This is a genomic window from Oceanobacillus sp. M65 (genome assembly GCF_052246275.1).
Classification (GTDB): Bacteria; Bacillota; Bacilli; order Bacillales; family Amphibacillaceae; genus Oceanobacillus_B; species Oceanobacillus_B jordanicus.
Genome location: NZ_JBQQCJ010000001.1, coordinates 1058165 through 1082911, shown reverse-complemented (window position 1 = coordinate 1082911; position 24747 = coordinate 1058165). Strand labels below are relative to the sequence as shown.

The 24747-nt window shown below is 40.8% G+C and carries 17 protein-coding genes; 4 read left to right on the top strand and 13 right to left on the bottom strand.

The genetic code is table 11. From position 1 onward, the window contains the following. Nucleotides 1-9: 9 nt before the first annotated feature. The 12 genes from ACTWPF_RS05110 to ACTWPF_RS05055 all read right to left on the bottom strand — a co-directional run bounded on the left by ACTWPF_RS05110 (nt 10) and on the right by ACTWPF_RS05055 (nt 12726). Nucleotides 10-1344, bottom strand: coding sequence for a GH1 family beta-glucosidase (locus tag ACTWPF_RS05110; protein ID WP_443148547.1), 1335 nt, complete (start codon nt 1342-1344; stop codon nt 10-12). 44 nt (nt 1345-1388) lie between these two features. Then, the gene (locus ACTWPF_RS05105) at nt 1389-2216 is read right to left on the bottom strand and encodes a carbohydrate ABC transporter permease (RefSeq protein WP_036575708.1); all 828 of its coding nucleotides are present in this window, start codon (nt 2214-2216) and stop codon (nt 1389-1391) included. Between the two features lie 16 nt (nt 2217-2232). Next, entirely contained in the window at nt 2233-3126 is an 894-nt protein-coding gene (locus ACTWPF_RS05100; RefSeq protein ID WP_036575711.1) for a carbohydrate ABC transporter permease, read from the bottom strand. Nucleotides 3127-3279: 153 nt separating this feature from the next. Beyond that, nucleotides 3280-4587, bottom strand: coding sequence for an ABC transporter substrate-binding protein (locus tag ACTWPF_RS05095; RefSeq protein WP_443148546.1), 1308 nt, complete (start codon nt 4585-4587; stop codon nt 3280-3282). A 340-nt stretch (nt 4588-4927) separates the two neighbouring features. Next, a complete protein-coding gene (locus ACTWPF_RS05090; RefSeq protein ID WP_443148545.1) occupies nt 4928-5926 on the bottom strand; it encodes a LacI family DNA-binding transcriptional regulator in 999 nt (332 codons plus the stop codon). Nucleotides 5927-6001: 75 nt separating this feature from the next. Continuing rightward, a complete protein-coding gene (locus ACTWPF_RS05085) occupies nt 6002-6640 on the bottom strand; it encodes a YesL family protein (RefSeq protein ID WP_443148544.1) in 639 nt (212 codons plus the stop codon). A 160-nt stretch (nt 6641-6800) separates the two neighbouring features. Then, entirely contained in the window at nt 6801-8162 is a 1362-nt protein-coding gene (locus tag ACTWPF_RS05080; RefSeq protein ID WP_161464336.1) for a GntT/GntP/DsdX family permease, read from the bottom strand. A gap of 45 nt (nt 8163-8207) precedes the next feature. After that, nucleotides 8208-9356 carry a galactonate dehydratase gene (gene dgoD / locus ACTWPF_RS05075; protein WP_443148543.1) on the bottom strand — a complete coding sequence of 383 codons (1149 nt, stop codon included), beginning with the start codon at nt 9354-9356 and terminating at the stop codon, nt 8208-8210. Between the two features lie 13 nt (nt 9357-9369). Further along, on the bottom strand, nt 9370-10002 hold the full coding sequence (locus ACTWPF_RS05070; protein ID WP_443148542.1) for a bifunctional 4-hydroxy-2-oxoglutarate aldolase/2-dehydro-3-deoxy-phosphogluconate aldolase: 633 nt from the start codon (nt 10000-10002) through the stop codon (nt 9370-9372). Between the two features lie 19 nt (nt 10003-10021). After that, on the bottom strand, nt 10022-10975 hold the full coding sequence (locus tag ACTWPF_RS05065; RefSeq protein WP_161464333.1) for a sugar kinase: 954 nt from the start codon (nt 10973-10975) through the stop codon (nt 10022-10024). 21 nt (nt 10976-10996) lie between these two features. Then, nucleotides 10997-11749, bottom strand: a complete 753-nt coding sequence (locus tag ACTWPF_RS05060) for an IclR family transcriptional regulator (RefSeq protein WP_161464332.1) — start codon at nt 11747-11749, stop codon at nt 10997-10999. Between the two features lie 206 nt (nt 11750-11955). Next, a complete protein-coding gene (locus ACTWPF_RS05055) occupies nt 11956-12726 on the bottom strand; it encodes an acetoin reductase (protein WP_106897614.1) in 771 nt (256 codons plus the stop codon). A 276-nt stretch (nt 12727-13002) separates the two neighbouring features. Between ACTWPF_RS05055 and selD the strand changes: the two genes are divergently transcribed. From selD to ACTWPF_RS05040, 3 genes are all read left to right on the top strand, one after another. Further along, a complete protein-coding gene (gene selD, locus ACTWPF_RS05050; protein ID WP_443148541.1) occupies nt 13003-14055 on the top strand; it encodes a selenide, water dikinase SelD in 1053 nt (350 codons plus the stop codon). 56 nt (nt 14056-14111) lie between these two features. Further along, nucleotides 14112-15170: a tRNA 2-selenouridine(34) synthase MnmH gene (gene mnmH / locus ACTWPF_RS05045; protein ID WP_443148540.1), complete on the top strand. Its 1059-nt coding sequence runs from the start codon at nt 14112-14114 to the stop codon at nt 15168-15170. Between the two features lie 236 nt (nt 15171-15406). Then, a complete protein-coding gene (locus tag ACTWPF_RS05040; RefSeq protein ID WP_443148539.1) occupies nt 15407-16033 on the top strand; it encodes a DUF421 domain-containing protein in 627 nt (208 codons plus the stop codon). Between the two features lie 207 nt (nt 16034-16240). On the opposite strand, the gene ACTWPF_RS05035 is transcribed toward ACTWPF_RS05040, so the two are convergent. Continuing rightward, nucleotides 16241-22987 (bottom strand): SpaA isopeptide-forming pilin-related protein, encoded by a 6747-nt coding sequence (locus ACTWPF_RS05035; RefSeq protein ID WP_443148538.1) that lies wholly within the window; start codon nt 22985-22987, stop codon nt 16241-16243. Nucleotides 22988-23235: 248 nt separating this feature from the next. Here ACTWPF_RS05035 and ACTWPF_RS05030 point away from each other — a divergent pair, with 248 nt between their 5' ends. Beyond that, nucleotides 23236-24375 carry a response regulator gene (locus ACTWPF_RS05030; protein WP_443148537.1) on the top strand — a complete coding sequence of 380 codons (1140 nt, stop codon included), beginning with the start codon at nt 23236-23238 and terminating at the stop codon, nt 24373-24375. Nucleotides 24376-24747 lie beyond the last annotated feature (372 nt).

The window sequence follows — 24747 nt, the reverse complement described above, 5'->3', positions numbered from 1 at the left end:
CTAGTATATTCACACTTCTCTTTTTTCTACAACAGATTGATAGAATTTCGCACTGTCCTTCCACGTTCGCTTTTGTGTTTCGAAGTCCACGTATACAATGCCAAATCGTTTTTCGTAACCAAATGCCCACTCGAAATTATCAAATAAGGACCAAACATAGTATCCGGAAATATTCATTCCCTCCTCATTTAATTCCGCAATAGCTTGGAGGTGTTGTTTTATATAATCCGTTCTTTCGGGATCATGGACGGCCCCATCTACTGTGAATTCATCCGGATAGGAAGCACCATTCTCTGTAATGATAATTGGCAGATTGGTATATTCCTTTCTCAGACGGCGAATAAGCTCTTGGAACTCCTTCGGTGACACGTCCCAGCCCATTCCTGTTTTAGCATAATCGGAATGTCCGCCCCGGTACATAAAATCCCCTGCACTTGTGAACTCCACCAGCTGGCGACTGTAATAATTAATGCCAAAGAAATCACATGTTACCGAAATCTCTGCAAGATCCCCTTCATGAATAAAGGAAAAATCATGTACATACTTGGAAAATAAATTCACCATATCTGCTGGATAGCTCCCTTTGAAAATAGGATCTAAATACCAGCGATTCGAATAACCATCTGCATTATTTGCGGCAATCTTATCATTAAAAGATTGGCTTACTGGGTAAATCGGGCTCAGATTTAAGGTAATGCCAATTGGCGTCTCAGACTTCATGGTTTCTTTCAATAATTTCACTGCTTGCCCATGGGACACTAGAATATGATGTGCCGCCTTCAATGCTTCTTCTACATTCGTATGGCCAGGTGCGTGAACTCCTTGATGATAACCGAGAAATGCTGCACACCACGGTTCATTATGGGTAATCCAGCTGTCCACTTCTCCATCTAATTCTTCAAACACTTTTTTCGCATACGTGTAAAACCATTCAAGAGATTGTCTGTTCACCCAGCCTCCCTTGTCCTCAGCCCATTGGGGTAGATCCCAGTGATAAAGCGTCACAACAGGCTTAATTCCCTGTTCCTTTAATTCGCTAATTAAATTTTTATAAAATTGCATACCAGCCTCATTGTACTCTCCCTCGCTTGGGAAAATACGCGGCCAGGCGATGGAGAAGCGATAGCTCTCCACACCTAACTGCTTTATGAGCTGTACATCCTCTTTATATAAATGATAGTGGTCACATGCTACTTCACCAGTATCCCCTTGGTAAACCTTCCCAGGTGTAGCGGCGAACGTATCCCAGATCGACGGCGATCGACCATCCTTATTCACTGCTCCTTCCACCTGGTAGGAAGAAGTTGCCGTACCAAACACAAATGCAGGGTCGAATTTTTTCAATCTAAACATCCTCCTATATAAAAACAAAAATATTTTATTGTACGTTATCCTTTAATCGCACCAGCTGAAATACTGCTGATGATATAGCGGGATAAAAATAGAAATGCAATCATGATTGGTACTACGGAAATCGCGATGCCAAGATACATGGCTCCCAGATTCATCGCAACAGGTGAGCCGCGGAGTGCGCCCATCATGACAGGTAACGTAAATAATTCAGGCGACCTCAAAATAACTAATGGTGTAATGTAGTTGTTCCATGATCCAATAAAGGTAAAGATCCCCATCGTAGCTATGGCAGGCATTAACAATGGCAGCACGATTCGGTGGAACATATGAAGCTCCGTTGCGCCGTCGATCCTTCCTGCCTCCAATATGGAGGTATGCATCGTAGTAATTAAATATTGCCGGAAGAAAAAGACGGTAAATGGTGCCGCAATGGCTGGGATAATCAATGGCCAATAAGAATCCAGCATACCTAATGCTTCACTTAAATCATAAAGGCCAAGCAAGCCTAATTGGCCTGGCACCATCATCATAACCAAAAACGACACAAAGATAATATTCTTCCATTTAAACTCATAGACAACGAGAGCAAAGGCAGTCAAAGCGGAGAAATAGGCATTCAATACTGTGACAGAAACAGCTACTATTAAACTGTTTGTAAACCCACGCCAAACATCCATGTAACTAATAAGTGTTTGATAGTTATCGAGAATGGCGCTCCCAGGAATTAAGGTAAACCCTTGTAAGATTTCAGAATTGGACCTTGTCGCATTAACGATCATCATATAAAACGGAACAAAACAAATGATCACAAGCACAGTTAACGCAATATAGATAAATGCTTTTAGAAGCGTAATTTTTTTCATCTCTTTCCCTCCCCCTTTACTTAACTTCCTTCCGATACATTGTGCGGAAGGTGACGGCCGAGAAGATCACGGTAATAATAAACAACCCGTATGCCAAGGTCGCGCCATATCCGAAGTTATTATACTTAAATGCTTGGTTATACAAATACAACACCATCGTATTAAGAGAGCCTTGAGGTGCACCGCGCGTATCAGTTAGAAGCATTGGTAAATCAAACAGCTGCAATCCACCAATAATCGAGGTAATTAATACATACAGCAAAATAGGTTTTAGTTGTGGCAAGGTAATGTTTGTAAAGGACTGCCACCAGCTTGCCCCATCAATATATGCAGCTTCATAATAATCCCGGGAAATACCAGAAATACCGGCCAAAAGAATAATGAAAGAGTTCCCAAACCACATCCAAGCCCCGATTAAAGCGACGGCAGATTGAGCATAGACAGGGGAATTCAACCAATTTATTGGAGAGTCGATAATTCCGAGACTAAGCAGCATTTGGTTTAATGCCCCATGGTTCCAATCAAGTAATATATTGAACAGCAAAGCAACCGATGCTATCGTTATAATATTAGGTAGATAGAATAGTGCTCTAAACAGTCCAACACCCTTGAGCTTCAGTCGAATATCTGAAAACAACAAGGCCAAGCCAAGCGCAATCATCATCTGTACTACAAAGTTAAATCCCCATATTTTTAGTGTGTTTCCAAAAGCCTCAAAAAAATAACTATCGGTTACAAGTCTTATGTAATTCCCAAACCCAACAAACTCTGCATTTGCGATACCACCCATGCCACTGTAGTTGGTTAAACTATAATAAAAAGTAAGCAGTATCGGATAGATATTAAACACTAGAAACACGATTACAAACGGGGCGATAAATAAATAGGCGCGACGATTTGTCTTTTCCATGCTCTTCCCCCTAACCTAAAATATTTAGAAAACGAGTATTCGCTCGTCCTATTGCAAATGTGTACGTTTTTTTTACTTTGAATTTCAAAGTGTTCTCACGTGTTAAAAAGTAGGGAACACAGCCAGTTGGGAGTGTCCCCTCATCTTTTTTGTCTATTCCGGAATGGTAATGTCTGGGAAGGCATTTTTCACTTGATTATAAAACTCCTCTAATGCCTCTTCCTTTGTGACTGTTCCTTCCACATAGTTGCCTACCTCTGTACCAAATAAGTCGCCGATCTGCTGGTCATATTTCGTGATCGTGCTTGCATCAATTTTGTTTGCTTCTTCCAGGAAGAATTCATAGTGGTTTTGCCCGCCTAAATACTCCTCCTCATAGCCTTCACTAATTTTACTTGTGACAGGAATATAGGAAAGGACATCCCCTGTAGTCTCTGTAACCCATTCAGTTAGGAACTCTTCATCATGTACGAGCATTTGGATAAACTCCCAAGCCAGATCCTTGTTCTCTGAATCCTTATACATGCCAATCCACGTACCACCTTGGAAATATGGAGTAGGGCCGTTGGTAACTGCCCAATCTCCAGCAGTTTCTTGTGCTTCAACTTTAAGTACAGAATTCAGTGCCCAAGTAGGAAGCGAGACAGCAAAGACTTCTGTCTTGTCTTCTGCCTCTGCACTATCATCCAACTCATCCCAGCCGACATTATAACTAATTGGACCAACGAAGGACTCATACCAGGCTGGAGACCAAGCAGGAGCAAGAGCAGTATACTGTTTATCACGTAGTTCTTTTGCATAATCAAAGTAAGACAAACGTGCTTCTGTCATCACAAGCTCATTGGCCTCATTTACCCACGGCTGTGGATCTTGTCCATTCGTGTATGGTTGAATAGAACCTTCATCAGGGAAGAGACGATAATTCTTTTCTTTCATCTTTTCTCCAACTTCCATCAACCCTTCCATGGTGGAGAACATTTCGCCTACTTCTGCAGGATCATCGGTCCCTAGTACTTCTTTTGCAATGCTTCTACGATAGTAGATACCACCTGGCGTTGTTTGCCAAGAAACTGCTCTCACATTATCCTCTGGGTCTTTTCCTAAATCCCAGACATACTCCATGTAATCATCTTCCCAGCTATCTACGTTATAAGGGTCTGCAGAAAGATTTTCCCAGTAATCCTGTTCCAGCCAATCTTTTAAATAGACGATCTCCCCAGTAAATACGTCTGGAGCTCCCTTCCCGCTTTCTAAAGCAGGACGTAGTGTTGTTGTGTAATTTTCGGTAGGGATAATCTGTAAATCTACTTTTACATCATGCAACTCTTCGAACTTATCAATTGGACCTTGCAATTCATCTGTAAACGATGTAATAACTAAATCTGCTTTCTCTTCAGAACAAGCAGTAAGTACCAGAAAAACACTTGTTATAGCTAGTAAGAACACCCATTTTTTCAACATAATTCCCCCTCGATTACAATTAGAAAAACTAGCATTCGCAAGTTTTATAGCGAATGTATACGTTTTTCTTATACTTTGGACTTAAGAATATAAAATATTGCACAACCATCGTTCCTCTACTTTTCGCACCTACGCCCCCTTTCCTTTTCACATATAAAAATTTAGGTAAAGCGCTTTACTATGAAAAAGTATACTAGTATTGGAGATTTTTTTAATATACGGTATATGATTACGCTTACATTTAACGAATTATACAATTTTTTGCCTATTTTCATTTGTTTTTCGTTCTACTACTTTAGTAAAGCGCTTTACCTTTTTAGCAATAAAATTCCTTAATCCCTTATAATGCACTGCAGGAATTCCGCTTAATTAACTGGACAGGAACGATTTTATCCTGATTGTTTTTAGATAACCCATTAATCTTATCGAGTAATAGTACCGCAGATTGCTGGCCAATCAGTTGTTTATCCTGTCTTATTGTCGTTAATGGTGGGTCTACATGCTTGGAAAGTGGAATATCATCAAACCCAATTACAGAGATATCCTCGGGTACACGAAGTCCCGCTTCTTTGATTACTTTAACAGCCCCTAGTGCCATCTCATCACCTGCGACAAATACCGCAGTTGGTGGATCTTCCAAACCCAATAACCTGACCATTGCCTCACGACCACCCTCATAGGAATAATAACCACCATCCACTATGTACTGATCTGGTATAGTTAACCCCTTTTCGCGGGTGGCAAATTTAAATCCCCTTGTGCGTTCAACAGCTGTGAACATGGTATCACGTCCAGCAATATGGGCAATTTTTCGATGCCCTAACCCATACAGATAATCTACTGCCAGCATTCCACCTTGCTTGTTATCACTGTACACTGCGCTTGACTTTTCAATCGGCATATCAATGAATACCGTCGGCAATTTGGAAGTGGAATATTCAATCGCTTCTTCCCCTAATGATTGGACCACTACTACCCCATCCACACCTCGATGTTTCAAATGTTTGTAGGTACGCTTTTGTAAGCCCATGTTACGAGAAACAAAGAGTAGATCATAATCATATAGCTCTACTTGTTTTTTAAAGCTCTCGATGACTTCACTAAAGAATGGATGCGCCATGCCGACACCCAAATGCTCTGCAAACACCACCCCAATCATCCAGGATTTGTTTGTAGCCAACGTACGGGCAGAAGAATTCGGTGTATACCCCAGCTCTTCTACTGCTTGCAAAACCTTCTTCTTTGCTTTTTCACTTACATTTGGATAGTTGTTTAATACTTTGGATACCGTTGTAATCGAATACTCTGTTGCTTTTGCTATGTCATAAATTGTTGTCATGTTCTACTCCTAACGAAAGCGCTTTCCATCTTAATATAGAGCGGTTCGGTTAATTTGTCAATAGTTTCTGAAAATTTATCTCGCTTCGTGCTTCATCCGTTTTTGATGTAGTTGGAACCTCTCCATCTTCCCAAATGCCTGCAAAGCACAGGCCTGAATAAGTAACACAGGGATACTTACCCCGAAGAACAACAGGGTAGCTGGAAAAAGAAAAGCAAGAAGTGAAATAAGTGCTAAGCCAAAAATAATTAAAACAACAGACAATGGAGATATTCCTGCTGCTAGCACAGCATATGTAACATATTTCCAGAAAGGAAGGTCAAAATGGGCATGGACTGCAAATAAATAGCTTGATAGAATAACAACCAAAACGGAAAGCAAGAGAAGAGCTGGAAATACGATATAATCTATAAATACATCATAGGGTAATGTTTGAATGATTGTAAAATCTACATAAATAAAGAGATAAATAGGTAAAAGAAGTAATGTTAGTTTATTTCCTTCCCAAAACTCATTCCGATATGTGTTAGCAAAAACCTGCCATGTGGAAAACCCTTCTCCCTCTCTCAGCCGCTTCCTTATTACCGTGAATGCACTCAATGTTGCTGGTCCCACACCTAACACTCCGGCACCAAGGATAGAGAATAGAATCCATAATACATTCACATATGCCATTCGTGCGACCCACTCAAATAATCCATACAATCCTTTCATAGGCATTCTCCCCACTATTGGAATAATCATTTTCTTTGCTCTATTAACTAATTCCAATATAATGCAACCAGCCATTGTTCGCAATAGACATTAACGACATAAAAAGATGAAAAAGCTGCCGGCCAACGACCGACAGCTCCAAAAATGATAGGTTTCCTTTCTATGAAATAAAGAAACTAATTGTAAATACAACAGCAAACCCAACTAACCCAATAATCGTCTCCATCACGGTCCAGGTCTTTAGCGTCTGTTTCTCGGTCATCCCAAAGAATCTATTTACTAGCCAGAAACCAGAATCGTTAACATGGGAGAACACGGTGGCTCCACTTGCAATGGAGATAACGATTAATCCAAGCATAGGCTGGGAAACTTCCATCATCCCAATAATTGGTGAGATCAAGCCAGCTGCTGTGATCATGGCTACCGTGGCAGAACCCTGCGCGACACGTACAAAGGTTGAGATTAAGAATGCAGCTAATACAAGTGGCATGCTGGAATTAGCCATCATTTCCCCTAAAACATCGCCCACACCACTGTCGATTAAGGTTTGTTTAAAAACACCACCGGCACCCGTAATAAGGATAATAATCCCGGCAGGTTCCAATGATTTTGTAGCAATATTTTGCACTTCCTCTTTGGTATAGCCACGCTTTGTTCCAAGTAGATAAAACGTTAGCAAAGTAGAAATGGTTAGTGCAACGAACGGATGTCCAACAAATGTAAGCAAGGAATGTACAAACGTTCCTTCTTCAAGAATTAAACCGAACACCGTGTTAATCAGAATCAATACAAGTGGAATCATAATTAACGTTGCAACCATTTTGAAGCTAGGCATGTCACGATCATTTTTATCCACCTGTTCTTGCAATTGCTTTTCCGTAATATAGGACGGAGCCTCTAGATGTATTCTTTTCGCAATAAACTTCCCAAACATAGGCCCCGCAATAACCATTGCAGGAATACCAGCTAGCACACCAAATAAAATGACCCAGCCTAGATCTGCATCTAAAATGGAAGCTACGGAAATTGGTCCAGGTGTAGGCGGCACAAAGCTATGTGTAACAGCTAGTCCTGCTAAAAGCGGTATCCCAAAATAAAGCAGTGATTTTTTTGTCTTTTGTGCCAGGCTATAGACAATTGGGATTAGAATAACGAGTGCCACATCAAGAAATACTGGTATGGCCACAATAAATCCTGTTAAACCAAGTGCCCATTGAACTTTTCCTTCCCCAAATTTATTGATTAAGGTGAGGGCGAGACGTTCAGCCCCTCCGGAGACACGTAACATTTCACCGAACATGGCCCCTAGCCCAACCACGACGGCAATAAATCCAAGGGTTCCACCCATCCCTTCTTCCATGGTGGTTAGTATTTCGGTAAGCTCCATTCCGGACAAAACACCGATAAATAAACTCGATATGAGTAAGGCTACAAACGCTTGCAATTTCGATTTCATTACTAAGAAAAGTAACAACGATATCCCAAGAATTGTAACTAAGATTAACATTGTCGTATTAGACATTCTCTCTCCCCCTTATTGTTTAACGCTTTCATACAAAGCTTTACTCTACCACTCCGCAATCGAACCGTCTTGGTGTCTCCAAATTGGGTTTCTCCAGTGCGTTGCTTTCTTCTCCATTTCTTTAACGTGCTCTTCATTTACCTCAATACCTAATCCAGGCCCGTCTGGAATTTTGACATAACCATCTTCGTATGTGAAAACACTTTTATCCGTTATATAATCCAACAGATCACTGCCGACATTGTAATGGATGCCCAAACTTTGTTCCTGAATAAAGGCATTATGTGATGTTGCGTCAACCTGCAAGCATGCTGCTAGCGCAATTGGACCAAGTGGACAGTGAGGTGCAACCGCTACATCGAAAGCTTCTGCCATGGATATAATTTTTTTACATTCGGTAATTCCTCCAGCATGGGATAAATCTGGCTGGATAATGTCCGCATACCCTTCTGTTAACAGGGATTTAAATTGCCATCTTGAAAACATGCGCTCACCTGTAGCGATTGGTGTTGTTACGTGATTCGCAATGTCACGAAGTGCTTCATTATTTTCCGGAAGAACAGGTTCCTCGATGAACATAGGGCGGAATTCTTCCAGCTGTTTTGCTAACGTTTTTGCCATTGGTTTATGAACTCGTCCATGAAAATCGATACCAATCCCTACATACGGCCCCACAGCCTCTCGAACAGCCGCGATACGTTCAATTACCTGATCAATTTTTTGGTGTGAATCTACGTACTGCAATTCCTCTGTTCCATTCATTTTGATTGCCTGGAATCCTCGGTCCACTACTTCCTTAGCAGCGTTTCCTACATCTGCCGGGCGATCTCCTCCAATCCAGGAATACACCTTAATGGAGTCACGACATGCTCCTCCAAGTAATTGATAAACAGGAGCATTGTAGTATTTACCTTTAATATCCCAAAGTGCTTGATCAATCCCTGCAATCGCACTCATTAAAATAGGACCTCCGCGATAGAATCCAGAACGGTACATCATGTTCCAGTGATCCTCAATCCGTTGTGGATCTTTACCGATGAGGTTCTCCATTAATTCTTCAACAGCTGCTTTTACTGTCGCAGCTCTTCCTTCGATAACGGGCTCTCCCCAGCCAACGATTCCTTCATCTGTCTCGATTTTTAGAAATAACCATCTTGGCGGCACTTGATATAATTTATAACCTGTAATTTTCATTGTTCTTCCTCCCCTATTGTTGATTTACTGCTTGTACAAATGCAGAAGCTCGTTTTGTAAGTTCATTTAAAAATTCATCTGTTACTTTTTCTACCGAAGATACTAAAGAACTTCCAAGCCCTACTCCTAACGCTCCGTTTTTAATAAATGATGCAACATTTTCTACCGTTACTCCACCAGTAGGTAACAGTTTAAGCTGTGGAAGTGGACCACGTAAATCCTTTACGAAACTTGGTCCTAATGTAGAAGCTGGAAATACCTTAATGATATCTGCACCTTCTTCAAAAGCATTCAAAATCTCGGTTGGCGTAAATGCTCCAGGAATACTCACCTTGCCATAGCGCTTCGTTAATTTAATCGTTTCCCTATCAAAGGTAGGGGACAAAATAAACTGAGCCCCTGCTGAAATAGCTAGTCGCGCTGATTCCGCATCCAGCACCGTTCCTGCACCTACTATTACTTCGTCTCCCAATTCGCTACTAATTTTTTCAATCGTTTGAAATGGGGAAGGGCTGTTCAGTGTGACTTCTAATGTTGTTATTCCTCCCGCATGTAATGCCTTTGCAATGGCGATAGAGTCCGCCGTATTGTAACCACGTAGAATCGCAATTAGTTTTTTATCTTCAATCCAGTTAAGCGTATTCATTTTCAATCCTCCCATTTATCTATCTGCTGACGTCTTCTTTATTTCCTGGACTTGTCTGCTGATTTAACTGTTTTCTGTCAGGTAACCCCTCATAATCTCCTGTGACCATGGTTGCCACAGCGCCTATCCAGCAAGCCCTTTCGACTGCCCCTTTGATGGAAATACCATCAAGTAAGCCAGACAATAATCCTGCTGCAAAGGCATCTCCTGCTCCTATTGGGTCGACCACATCGGAAACAGAATATGCTGGAACATGCCTCTCTTCCTGTTCAGATGTATAATAGGCTCCTTTTTCACCTAACTTCACGACAGCAAGCTTTGCACCGAGTTCTATACATGCTTGTCCAATTTCCTTTTCCTCTCTACTACCAAATAAGAATTCCCCTTCACTAATCCCAGGTAGTACAATATCAGACTGCCTAATTATCTTAGTCAATGTCTCTTTTGCCTCTTTTTCTGACCAAAGCTTTCGCCTAACATTCGGATCAAACACAACTTTGACATCATTTCTTTTTGCCAATTCAATTGCATGAAAAACCGTCTCCCGACACGAAGAACTAATTGCTGGTGTTACCCCAGATAAATAGAGATAGCTTGCCTTAGCTATGTACGCCTCGTTTAGAAAGCTAGGACTCATATGACTTGCTGCAGAATCTTTTCGATAATAGTAAACTCTGACATCTGACTCATTCACAATTTCTTTAAAGAATGTACCAGTACTGTTTTTGTCATCAAGCTCCACAAGGGAGGTGTCAACTCCCTCTCCACGAACTTCCTTTAAAATTTTTGCTCCCAGCTCGTCTTCTCCTAATCTGCTAATCCAACCTGTTCGATGCCCTAGTCTACTTAAACCAATTAAGGTATTTGTTTCAGCACCTGCAACTCTCGGCATAAAAGAAGCAGCATTTCTCATAAGACCTCTCTGGTCCGGAGTTAGGGATATCATTGTTTCTCCAATTGCAATAACATCCATCTGTTCTCCTCCTTCCTTACTTTATGTTCCTATATAGCCAATACCACGTGAGATGTTCAAGGCTGTTTTCATTACCTGTTGAGCTATTTCTTCCTTTTGGGTGAGCATTCGCTGCTTAGGGCCTGCTACACTAATAGCTGCTGTGATCTTTCCTTCATTGTCATAAATTGGTGCTGCCAAACAATATAACCCTTCTTCATTTTCTTCATCATCTATACTGTAGCCATTTTTCTTAAATACCTTTAATTGCTCTTCTAATTCATCTAAACTTGTTACCGTGTGATTTGTAATCGGTTTAAGCTCAACGTTATGCAATATATCTTTCCTACGTTCCTCAGGTAGAAAAGCAAGAAACGTTTTCCCCAGACCTGTGCAATATAACGGCTTCCTATAACCAGGCTGGGCGCTAGTCCTAATAGAACGGTCCGTATCAATCTTTGAAATGTAAACCAATTCCTCATTTGATAAGACCGCCATAAAGATGGTCTCCTGAACAGAATCCTTTAATCTTTGTAAATGTTGGGCCCCCACAGAATGAATATCAAGGGATTCCATGGCCCTTGTTCCTAATGGTATTAGCTTCTCGCCTAGGCGGTATTTTTTCACCATATCCTGCCTTACGTAACCTTCTTCTTTCAATGTCTTTAACAAATTGAATGTACTACTTTGAGGTAAACCTAGTTTTTCACTTACTTCTTTTATAGTTAGCCCCTCCTGGTATTGGGAGAGCACTTCAAAAATTTCAAATACCCTTTTTGCTGACTTTACTGACATACTTACACCTCCTTTAATTCACATATGTGATTTAAAATTACATATGTGAATTGACAAACCTAATATATCACCTGAAAGCGCTTCAGTCAACCACAATAAATTCAAAATAATATTGGCACTTGTATGGTAGTTGTTCCATCAACGAAAAAAGGGAAAGAAATCTATTTCGATTTCTTTCCCTTTGAATCCGCTTGTATGGTTTTACCTTAGTGTACTTCAATTCCACCATCAATGTTGATTGCTTGTCCTGTCATATAATCAGCATCAGATGAAGCAAGATAAGACACTAAGTTTGCCACATCCTCTGGAGTTTGAGAGCGCTCTAGTGGGATGCCATTTACTTGTTCTTGCCAAGCTTCCCCTTCTTTTAAGCCTTTATATTCTACCATCCCTTTATCAATACGATCCCACATGCCTGTACCAACGATACCTGGGCAATATGCATTTACTTTAATATTAAATTGGGCAAGCTCTTTAGCTGAAACCTGAGTCAGACCATGGACAGCAAATTTTGTTGCTGAATAAGCGCCAAGTAACTCAAATGCAGTTTTACCGGCAATACTGCAGGCATTAATAATTTTACCGCCATTTTCTTGTTCTTTCATCTGCTTCGCTGCTGCTTGTGTGCCATAGACTGTTCCGTATACATTGACGTTAAAGATTTTGTCCAGATTATCTGGTGTTATATCTTCAACCGCCTCTACTTGATCAATGCCAGCATTGTTAATAAAGACATCAACCGAACCGAATTTATCAACTGCTTTTTTAACTAGATCAAATTGGTCCTCTTGTTTCGCCACATTTCCTTCAACCGCGATAGCATCAATGTTATTCTTTTTAAATTCTTCTACCGTTTCCTGGGCTAGGTCAATATTCATATCGTTAATAACAATATTAAATCCGTCATTCCCCAGTCGTTCGGCAATCCCTTTACCGATACCTTGTGCTCCACCTGTAATGACTGCTACTTTACTCAAAAATATCACCTCTCCTAAAATTTATCTCATAGTTTTTTTACCCTAGACCTTTTTGACTAAAACATTGAAATAAAAAAGAAGTGGCACCTTAAAAAGAAATGTTAATGATAGCAGTCTTACCATGTATTCCCTCGACATTTATTAGATTCATAACTCTTTTTTACCTACAGTAAATTTGCACAGACTATGTTGCCATTTCAGTTTATTACCATGCAATTGCGGAATAGTTGGACTATAATAGGGAGAAAGCAAGGCTTTAGAAAGGAAGATGAATCTATGACGAATGAAACAACGATTAAGTTAACCTCCCTATCATCCAAAGGCGGGTGTGGCTGTAAAATTGGCCCCGCGGATTTATCGGATATTCTCAGAGGGTTACCTCCTGTATCCCCAAACCCAGATTTGCTTGTAGGATTAGAAACAAGTGATGATGCAGGTGTATTTCGTATCAATGACGACACAGCACTTGTACAAACGGTTGATTTTTTCACACCAATTGTAGATGATCCCTATTCATTCGGACAAATTGCTGCAGCAAATGCGATTAGTGATGTCTATGCGATGGGCGGCACACCGTTAACTGCACTAAACATTGTCGCTTTTCCAATCGCTACTCTTGATAAACAAATTCTTACTGATATTTTACGTGGTGCAGCGGACAAGCTGAAAGAAGCAAATATCACACTAGTTGGTGGTCATTCCATAGACGACAAAGAACCCAAATTTGGTTTAGCCGTGACAGGGACTGTCCATCCTGATAAAGTCCTTACAAACGCTGGCGCAAAGCCCGGTGATAAATTAATATTAACGAAACCCATTGGTGTAGGTATCACCACAACTTCTCTTAAAAAAGGTTTACTCACAGATTCTGAAATCGATGTGGCAACAAAAACAATGGCTACACTGAATAAGACAGCAGCAGAAACGATGCGCTCGTATCATGTCCATTCATCCACTGATGTAACGGGATTCGGCTTACTAGGCCATGCATCGGAAATGGCAAAAGCTAGCAATGTCACACTGCGTATCGTAAACGAAAACGTGCCAAAGCTCTCAAGGGTAAAGGAACTCGCAGAAGCAGGTGCATTGCCTGGTGGGACAAAAAATAATTATGCCCATTTGCAGGACGATATCGTTTTTGCAGACACAATGGACCAAGTCGATCAATGGATCTTATGTGATGCTGTAACCTCTGGTGGTTTATTACTTTCGGTTCCGGAAGAGGAGGCGAGCGATCTGCTTAAAGCTTTACAGCAAGCAGAGGTGGAAGCCGCTATGATTGGAGAAGTAATCGAGAAGAAATCTAAACATATTTACGTTGAAGCATAGAAAATTTTGCCTGGCTTGTACGTCACACTAAAAATCAGGAGAAAGGTGGGCTACTCATGTTTGAAGATATTAACGTAGATTCATTACGTGCCTTACATCATGCCGGTGAACTAACGATAATTGATGTCCGTTCACCTTCTGAATATAAGGATGCAACTATTCCAGGTAGCATCAACATCCCCTTTTTCAATGACGAAGAAAGAGCAGAGGTTGGAACACTCTATAAACAGATAAGCCCTGAAGCAGCAAAAGAAAAGGGGCTTGAGATCATCTCAGCAAAGCTACCTGCTTTTATCCAGGAATTTTCTGGAATACCTGGAGCAAAAGCTGTTTTTTGCTGGCGTGGAGGAATGCGAAGTAAAACCTCTGCAACCGTTTTAGATTTAATGGGAATTAAGGTGAAGCGATTAGTTGGGGGTTACCGTAGTTATCGTAATTGGGTTGCATCAACACTAGATGCGTCTAATTGGAAGCATGAGGCTTTTGTACTCAATGGCTATACTGGATCTGGAAAAACGAGAATACTACAAAATCTAAAAAATGCAGGCTATCCGGTACTTGATTTGGAAGGAATGGCGAATCACCGCGGCTCGATTTTTGGGCAAATTGGTTTGGACCCATACAATCAGAAGACATTTGACGCCTTATTTGTTGAAGAGATGGACCTACTCCATGACGCCCCTTACGTTCTGTTTGAAGGGGAAAGTAAACGTATAGGAAAAGTATTGTTGCCTACAGCTCTTTTGGAAAAAAAGGAGCAGGCTACACAACTTATCCTTCACATGCCAATAGAAGTGCGTGTTCAGCAAATTTTGGAGGACTACCAACCATGGGAGCAAAAACAAGCATGCATTGCAGCATTTAAACGAATTAAAAAGCGAATCCATACTCCTGTTGCAAGCCAAATAGAAGCTGACTTAAATACCGAGCAATACGCTTCAGCAGTTAGACTGTTACTTGAGTACTATTATGATCCGTTATATGACCATCTTGTTGACCAGATTCCCTCTAAAAAGAAGGTTAGCCTCACGGCAAACTCAATAGAGGAAGGGACAAGTTTGGTTACTGATTATCTAGCTACGAAGAACATTGCACAGCATCGCTTGCAAGCGTAGCTTATTGCGCTTTCTCACATACATGTGTCGCAAATGAGAACCCCATCTTGCAGTTCAGACCATAAGGAAAAGCATGCCCGATCGATTATACGAGCAGCATACTTTTCCTTTTAATTTGGGCTACTATTTCTTCTATTCCTCCACTCGAGTTCTGCTCCTTGCAAAGTTTAGCAAGGTATAATTTCCACCAAATAGAACAAGGTAAATACGAGTATATTTAGATTGGAGTTTGGTCTGTGGAAGAATCTCTTTTCATTCTCTATCGCACCCCCATTGCTTTCATAGCAATTTTGCTGTTTTTTAAATTGACAGGGAAAAAGGATATTGGGGAGATAAGTGTTTTGGAGATCGCGGTCACGCTTATGATCGCTGACTTAAGTGTAATTGTTATCGAAGAACAGGAAAGATCTCTGTTCACAGCGCTCCTACCAATTTTTCTCCTTGTTCTTATTCAATACATTGTATCCAAACTCACATTGAAAAGCCAAAAAGCTCGTGACGTTATTGACGGAAGGCCCTCGCTTATTATTGAAAATGGAAAATGCCATCAACAAAACATGAGGGATAATGGCTACACGGTTGACGATCTTTATACCCAGCTTCGTGATAAAGGCATCGCAGATATCTCAACCGTCAAATACGCCATGATCGAAGCTTCGGGTGCTTTTTCTGTCTTTGATTACGACACACCCTTTAGCCTGCCCGTGATTGTGGACGGCGTGGTACAAGAGGAACAGCTAGACATCCTGCGCGTTAATAAAGACTGGCTCTTTAGTCAGATCAAGCAGCGTGGACTTACCGTAGAAGATATATTTATTTGTAGCTATACAGACGGAGAGCTTTATATGGAGAAAAAAGAGTAAGACGCCCCATTAATTATGTACGTCTTTCCCTTTGTATAGCCATTTTTTGCTAAGCATTGTCGTGAGAAACGGAGAAGGAAAAAGGCATGAATGTCACTTCAAGAACGGATATATGTGATCCTATAACGATGCATCTTTCGAAGAATTATTAGCAGGCATAAAAATACCCCATCTACACTGTTGGTAGATGGGGTATTCATTTAATCCTTACTCAGCTTGACGTTTTCTTCTTGCGATAAGGTAAATTACTCCCCCAGCAAGAAGTAGACCTAAACCGATCAGCATGAATTGATACATGTCTGTTGCGGTTTTTGGTAAAGTACTACCAGTCTTGTTGTCAGTTGTTTTATCAGAATCACCTGTGGTTGGAGTCCCGGGATCTTTATCTTCATTTTTATCTGAAGGGGATGCTGGAACTTTTTTATTCGTCGCTGTAACATGGACAGTTTCTTCCTGACCAATTTCTATTTCAAAACTTATAGGTATCTCATCTAGAACATAACCAGTTGGTGCTTCAGCTTCAACAAACTGATAACTTCCTGGCTTTAGATCTCCAAGAAAAATCTTTCCATTTTCGTCGCTTACAAGATCTGTTTGCAAAGTGTTACCTTCTGCATCCTGCAGTTCAAAAATGGCTCCTTGCAGAAGTTCACCTTGTTCATTTTGCTTTGTTAACTCCACACTACCGCGACTTAACATGTTCGTGATCGTTACTTGCTTCGCTTCTAGCTGTCCTTTGTCGATCGTAAAGGCAATTGGCTCATGAGCTTCATAGCCGAACAAAGGTTTTGTTTCTACTAATACATAGTTACCTGGTCGCAGGTCGTGAAGTTGCAGTTCCCCTGCTTCGTTCGTTGTGATCTCTTCCTGTAATGTGTCTCCTGCTTCATTTTGCAGTTCAAATTGCACGCCTTCTAACGGCAGATCTTGATGATCGAAATCCACTTTTGTTAAGTGGAAGCTTCCTTTGATAATCGTATTATCTGTAGTTAGCTTTAATGTTTCGGTTTGCCCAAGTTCGATTGTGAAAGGGATCGGCTCATCGGATAAGTGGTACCCTTCAGGTGCCGCTGTTTCCACGAACTGATAATTTCCTGGTTTCAACTCATCGACAAAGATTTTTCCATCTTTATCTGATGTTACGCCTTCTACGATTACATCGTCCCCTTGTCTTACATCAAAGACAGCTCCTTCCAGTACTTCCTTCGTTTCATTATCCACTTTTGTTAATTCAACAGAGCTTGTTGTACGGCTATTTTCCATTTCAAGTTCAAGCTGCTCCTGTTGGTCAAACACGATCTCAAATGCGATAGGTGTTTCATCAAGATCATGGCCGAACGGTGCTTTCGTTTCAATGAACTGGTAATCGCCAGGCTTTAAATCAAGCACGGTGATCGTACCTTCTTCATTTGTCACAAGGCCTGATTGTATGATTTCCCCATCTGCATTCAATAGGTCAAATTGTGCTCCTTCCAGAACTTCGTCTTCTTCACCGATTTTGGTAAGACTAACAGATCCGGTAGATAGAGCATTTTCAAAATCAATCTCAGTAGCCGTTTCTTGGCCTAGTTTGATTTCAAATGGAATTGGTGTCGCGTTTAAATCATAACCTGCAATTGTGTCGGTTTCGACCAATACATAATGGCCGGGTTTTAAATCATCTATTGTAAGATCGCCGTCTTTGTCTGTCTGCAAACCTTCTTGCAAGACTTCCCCTGCTTCATTTTGCAGTTCAAATGTGACCCCTTCTAATAGCTTCCCGTCTTCTCCAAATTTTGCTAACGTTACGGAGCTAGTCGAGCGACTGTTTTCTTTCTTCACTTTCAGTTGTTCTTGCTGGTTAAATTCGATTTCAAATGATACAGGTGTAGCATCAAGATCATGACCAAACGGTGCTTTTGTTTCAACAAACTGATAGCTACCTGGCTTCAGATCAAGAACTTCAATTTCCCCTGCTTCATTTGTAATAAGGTCAGATTGTAATATACTTCCTTCTGCGTCCTGTAATTCAAATACCGCACCACGAAGTGCTTCATTCTCTTCCCCTATTTTACTTAAAACAACAGATCCTGTCGTTAGCTCATTAACAGCTTCTACTTCTACTGTTGTCTTTGGTCCTAATTCAATGGTGAACGTATGGGCTGTAGGGTCAAGATCATAGCCCGGAATGGACGCGGTTTCGACAAATTGATAGTTACCAGGTTTTAAATGATCAACCTGTAGGGTTCCATCAACATTCGTCACCAAATCTTCTTGGAGTGTATTTCCAGAGTCGTCTTGAAGTTCAAAAACAACACCCTCAAGCAACTTGTCATCTTCGCCTTTTTTCGTAAGTTCCACAGCACTTGTTGTACGCTCATTTTCCTTCGTTACTGTTTCCTGTGTTTGTTGATTAAACTCAATCTCAAACACAATTGGACTCCCGTCAAGCTCATGACCAAACGGTGCCTTTGTTTCAATAAAGGTATAGAAACCTGGCTTCAAATTTGTCACTTCAATTTGGCCGTTTTTATTTGTGGTTAACCCTTCGTGAATAACGTCGCTTGCTCCATTGCGGAGTTCAAACTCAGCTCCTTCAAGGTCTTCTCCTTCTTCTCCCACTTTTGTAAGCAGGACAGATCCTGGTGTCAGGTCATTCGTAAATTCAACTTCAATTGGTTCTTGTTGGCTCTTCACAATTTCAAACTTTTCAACATTTGTATTAAGCTCATATCCTGGGATACTTGCTGTTTCGACAAATTGATAAAGACCTGGTTTAAGATCTTCCACCACAAGTTTTCCATCTTCACCTGTTTGTAGTTCTGATTTAACTGTCTCTCCTTCCTGTGTCTGTAATTCGAAGACAACGCCATCAAGAAGCTTTCCGTCTTCCCCTTTTTTCGTAAGGGCAACAGATCCAGTGATAAGTGCGTTCTCAGCCTGAACGATAGCTGTTTCTGTTTGACCTTTCTCAACCACTACTTTGATCGGATCCGCATCCAGTACGTAGTGCTCTGGTGCTTCTTTCTCTACAAAATAATAGGTTCCTGGTCTAAGATCCCCAATGGAAATTTCGCCATTTTCATTCGTTGTGAAAGTTTTCTTTCCATCTACTGAAACAGCTTCCCCTGAAGCATTCTGTAGTTCAAATACTGCGCCCTGAAGTGGAGCATTGTTATTATCTACATCTACTTTTTGTAACGTTACTGCTCCAAGCAGGATATCATTTTTCGCCTTCACTTTCTTCACTTCAGTTTGTTTTTCACCAATGGTAAACTCAATCGGTGTTTCGTCTTGCTCGTAACCGAAGAGCGCTTCTGTTTCGATAAAAGCATACTTACCTGGCACAAGATCTTTTACCGTGATGATGCCTTCCTCGTTTGTTACTAAATCAGCTTTTACGGTTTCGCCAGCTTCATTCACAAGTTTAAATGTTACCCCTGCTAACACGTCACCTGTTTCTGCATCCTCTTTTGTTAATTGGACATGGCGGGTGATCTTCTTGTTGGATATGGTTTCTGTACTGACTTCAGCATCAACCGTAACCGTTTTTGTATCCTGTATGCCTGTCACATAGCCTTCTGGTGCGCCCGTTTCTTTCAGGATATAATCACCATACAGAAGGTTTTTAAAGGTAACTTTTCCATCTTCCCCTGTGATATAGGTACGGATTGCATTTTCACCTGTTTTGTCATATAAGGTGAATTCCGCTCCGGCCAGTGGTGTATTATCGGCAGCGTCTGTTTTCAATACTTCCAGGCTACCCACTTCTCCATCAATTCCGCCACCGATGCCATCTAATCGAATTGGCTTGTTAACCTGGTCACCTGTATCAAGACCTTCCGTTCCTTCCCCTGTAAATGTTGCATTGTTATTAATGTTTCCATCGCCTTTATGCAAAATGTACGTATCGTATTCCAGTACATAGGCACGGTCAATTTCCTCTAAAAAAGTTAAGGTAAAGGTTTCGACGCCCTCATCGTTTTCCTCGAATGTCAGGGTATAATCTTCCCCTTCTTCAAGTGCTTCTCCCTTTTTAATTTCATTTGGTGAAACAATCGTTTCGTACAAATGGAAGGAATCTTTTAAAAAGCTCTGGTTGGCACTTGGTGTATCTGTTACTTTTACATTCGAGACTGTTGATTGTGTGTAATTAATGTTAAGTCGCCAGTTCACAACACGTGGATTTTCTGCATTTTGATTTGCCGTTTTGTTCGTGTATTCTCTTCCATGTTTAGGAGATACACTAGCAGTTAAATCAAAGGAATCCCTGTTGCTGCTTGTTACAGTAGCCTTGTTATCATAGGACTTATCGATAAGTTGATCGTTTAAATCTGTTTCAAAAGTGATCAAGTATGGAGTCCTAATGTCTCCAAGATGAACGCGGAAGCCTTGTTCGCCCTCATCCGTCGTGAAAGATTCAATTGCATTGTCACCTAATGTAACTTCTTCGCCTTTTTCATACCCGTTGGCGCCACCTGTAAGTTTCATTTTGTAAACCTTCACAGAGTTCAGCTCAAAATTCTGCTCACCTTGGATGATATCCTCGACAACTACATTATGGAGGGTCGCCTTGTTATAGTTAACCCCAATCTTCCAGTCGATGACTTTTGACTCCATATTGTACGAGCCATGCTTAAAGCCGTTTGCAACTGTGTAGCCATCTGGTGTAAATGTGGCTGATGCTTCCTTCGTAATTCGATCAGATTCAGCCCCACCTTCCGGAATCCAATCCATTTTCGCTTTGTTCTTGAATGTTTTTGTTCCATGATCTACTTCATCAAAATTAATGTCGGTTGTATAGGTGATAAGGATTTCTTTTGTTATAGTGTTATGAAAATCTATCGTTAAAAGGTTGCGATCCGCATCAAAATTTAACGTGTATTTCTCTTCACCTAATTGACTTCCACCATGTGTGACGACAATATCACGTGGGGTAAATCCTTTTGGCAATGTATCAGAGAAGTTAACATCCTGCATAGTGTGTTCATCACGGTTAATACGAACCGTCCAGCCCGTTGTCTTTTCATCATATTTGGCATTATTATCATTTGATTTATGCAAGACTTGTTGCACTAAACCTCTTGAACCGCCTTTTTCATTTCCTGAACCATCCGTTATCGTATTCGAAACGGATTCATTGTCCAATACCCTGTCTGTTGCTTTGGTTTTGTACGTGATTTTATAGGCTTTATCAATGTTTTTGTTAAATTGTAAAGTATAGCCATCCGCTGTTTCATTTAGTGTGTAATCATTAAAATTCTCGCTACCAGCTTCCGCCCCAGTATCTGGGTTAATCGCAATCTCTTTCACTTCAAAACTATCAGAGATTAACTCATGATTCCCCTCTAAAACATCCGTAAGTAAAGCATCATTTCGAGAGATTTCCTTCTCGTCATAATTGTATTTCACTTCCCAAGTGATAGTCTGAGTAGCTGAATCATAGTCAGACGACCTCTTTTCAAGTGGCGATCCACGTTTAACTCCAACAGAAGCTTCTGCAGAAACTGGCTCCGCGTTTTCGCCATCTAATGTTGCCTTGTTTTTATATGAAGTGCCCTTTTCATCCGTGATTTCTGTCTCATAAACGACCCTATAGGCACTGTCAATAGTACCAAGCTGTAATGGGAAGTCTGTACCGAAACCATGACTGCTAAGCTCTTCGGTTTTACCTTCGTCAATCGTACCATTTGCATTCATGTGTAGCTTATACACCTTCATCGAGCCATCTATAACTTTCTGCTCTCCAGTAGTTTCATCAGCCAACACAGCATTTTCAATAGTTTGCAAGTTTTTATTGAAGTCTACTGTCCATGTGATTTTGTTTGTATTATAGGACTTATCTGGTACACCGCGTTTATCAATTGCCGTCCCTCTTGGCTCGAACGTAATCGGATAGGTAATCGAATTCTCTCCCGCTATCGGAAAGGTAATTTCTTCCCCTTCAGCAGCACCTGCATAATGTGCATCAAATGCGGACCATAAATTAATATAGCCAGCAATATTAGAATTCTCTTCAATATTTTCATTGAACATAATGACAATTTCATTGTCTCCATTTACGATAAACTCACCAAATTGCACACCAGCAGCTGTCTTCAGGGCAGTAGGTTCTGGGTTTGGTTGTACACTGAATAAATCTGGCACTTTAATCTTGTACGTGGACCCTGCTCCGTATTGATGTCCATCTGGTAGTGCAAACTTGTAATCTATTGCAACCTGGAATGCATCATAAGGATTATCCACCCTTATTTCCTCACCAGGCACCAATTCTATTGGATCACTATCTTCAAATCGTTGTGACAAGGTTACATCTGTGATAAGGTTTTCTGTAATTTCAGAAGCCACAAAGCTATTTACTTCTGCCTTCTCAACCTTTGAACGCTGCTTATCCTGCGACTGTTCCTCGTCAGTTGCTTCTTCTGTTGACTCTTCTTCAGCAGTATCCTTACTTTCCGCTTCTTCTTGATCTACTACTTCTTCCTGTTCAGCTGAATCTGTGCTCTCTTCTGGAACTGTACTTTCTTCTTCCGTCTCGGTTTCTTCTTTTTTAACTAACGCCTTAATGACAAATGTTCCCTCGCTATTCCGAACCTCCTGCTCGGTTTCCGGATAGGTAATGGTGACATTTCCATCTGTGTCAGCCAGGTACGTTCCCCATTGTGCATCCTCATATGTCAGCACGCCTTGTTGTTCCTCTTGGATCTGCAACACATCAGATAACGTATGTGTTTCTTCACCACTCGCATTAGGCTCTACATCTGCCAGCGACCAGTCGACTTGTACTGTTACTTCTTCCCCTTCCTTAGCATCAGCTAATTCAAGGGCTTTCCCTTCAACATCCAACAATGTCACCGCTTGAAAAATACTGGTTTCATTGCCTTCTGCAAGGGCTGAAATTGGCTGTGCAAAGCTGCTAACAATGGTTTGAAATAGCAGCATGAACACAAACAATATGCTTAACCTCTTATTCAAAACTCCACGCTCCTTCGTTTAGGTTTTCTCCCGTTAAAAAGCAAGGGAATCCAATTCCTGATTATAGAGACGTCACCTATACTTTTTCTTTACATCAAGTTGGATGCCCAAATTTAAGGTTATGTCTGAAAGGGTGAAATAATTACCAGAAATAACCTGTAACCCCTTTACCAATAAAGGAAAATTGTCTATGCTAGATATATAGGAAATGTTCGGAAAACGTTTTAATAGAAGGCAGGGAGAAAGTCATGATGAAAGCAGTTCTAGTCGATGATGAACCACTTGCATTAGGATTTCTTAAGCGGCAGCTTCAAAGGGTAAGTAACATACATATCATAGAGACACTCACCTTTTTCGATCCCTCCAGTCATACCTCTTTCATAAAAGAAGCAGACATTGTGTTTATGGATATTGAAATGCCTGAGCGAAATGGCTTTCAGTTAGCGGAACAACTTTTAGAAATGAATCCCAGCCTAGAAATTATTTTCGTAACCGCCTTTAACCAATATGCTGTGCAGGCCTTTGAAGTCCACGCATTGGACTATCTTTTAAAGCCTGTGCAAATTGATCGCTTAAAGACAACCATTGAACGCGCAGAAGCAAAAGTAAAGGGGAAACAACGGAAGATCGCGGAAGAACCAACATCACTTTACATCAATGTAAGCAAAGAATTAGTTTTCAACCTGACAAACAAGGAAGCCGAAATGATTACATGGCGCACATTACGGGCAAGAGAACTATTTCTATATTTGCTTCACAACCGAGGAAGAACGGTAAGCAAAGATGAGTTAACCGAATTATTATGGGCAGAAATTGATCAAGAGAAGGCATTTTCTCAGCTTTACACGACGATTTATCATATAAGAAAGACACTATCAAATTTCAAATCATATCTCACTCTGAAAAGTGTGCAGGGTGGATACATGCTTATCCTAGCCAATACGTTGATTGATTTATATGAGTGGGAGCGCAGGTTAAATAGCCTCTCCGCAATAGACGAAGAGACCATTTCCCAAGCTGAAAAGAGTATGGCCTTGTATCAAGGGAGCTATTTAGAGGATTATGGTTATCTGTGGGCAGAAGCCGAACGCGTTCGACTGGAGCAGGAATGGATAGAAGCAGCCCAACTGCTTGCTGCATATTACCATGACCAAGGGGACACCTCGAAAGCTGAAGGCTGGTATCGTCAGCTATGCAGCAGGCATCCGGATGATGAAATTGCCAACTACCAATTAATAAAGCTTTATGCACTTACGGGGAAAAACAAATTAGCAGAAAGACAATATACGCTTTTCAAAGAAGCGCTTGTGGAGATTGGTAGCCCCATCCCTCATACGATGGAAAAATGGTATACCAATTGGAAACAGGGATTGGCACGTAAAATATAAAAAAGGGCCGAGGCATTAAGGACAATGAATATTGTCATCCTCCTTTAGACTAAAGCAGCAGTATGGTTTAATAATTTTATAGTAACGGGAGGAGAGAGCATGTCAAAAGTTTAAAAATCATGTTATTTTGGACGCTCGTATTTCCAAGCCTTATTACCATCCTTCGTATTATTAAAGATTCTGTTTTAGTCAAGGACATTGAACTGCTATCATACTCTGCAATTTTCTTAGGTATAGCTGCTGCGGGATTGATTTTTACTGGACCATTGAATTATTCCATATTAAAGTCTAAAGAAATGTAAAATTGATTCATAACAAATAACCCACAGCCGAAGAGCCGTGGGTTATTTTTAGACTAAGACACGTTTTTTC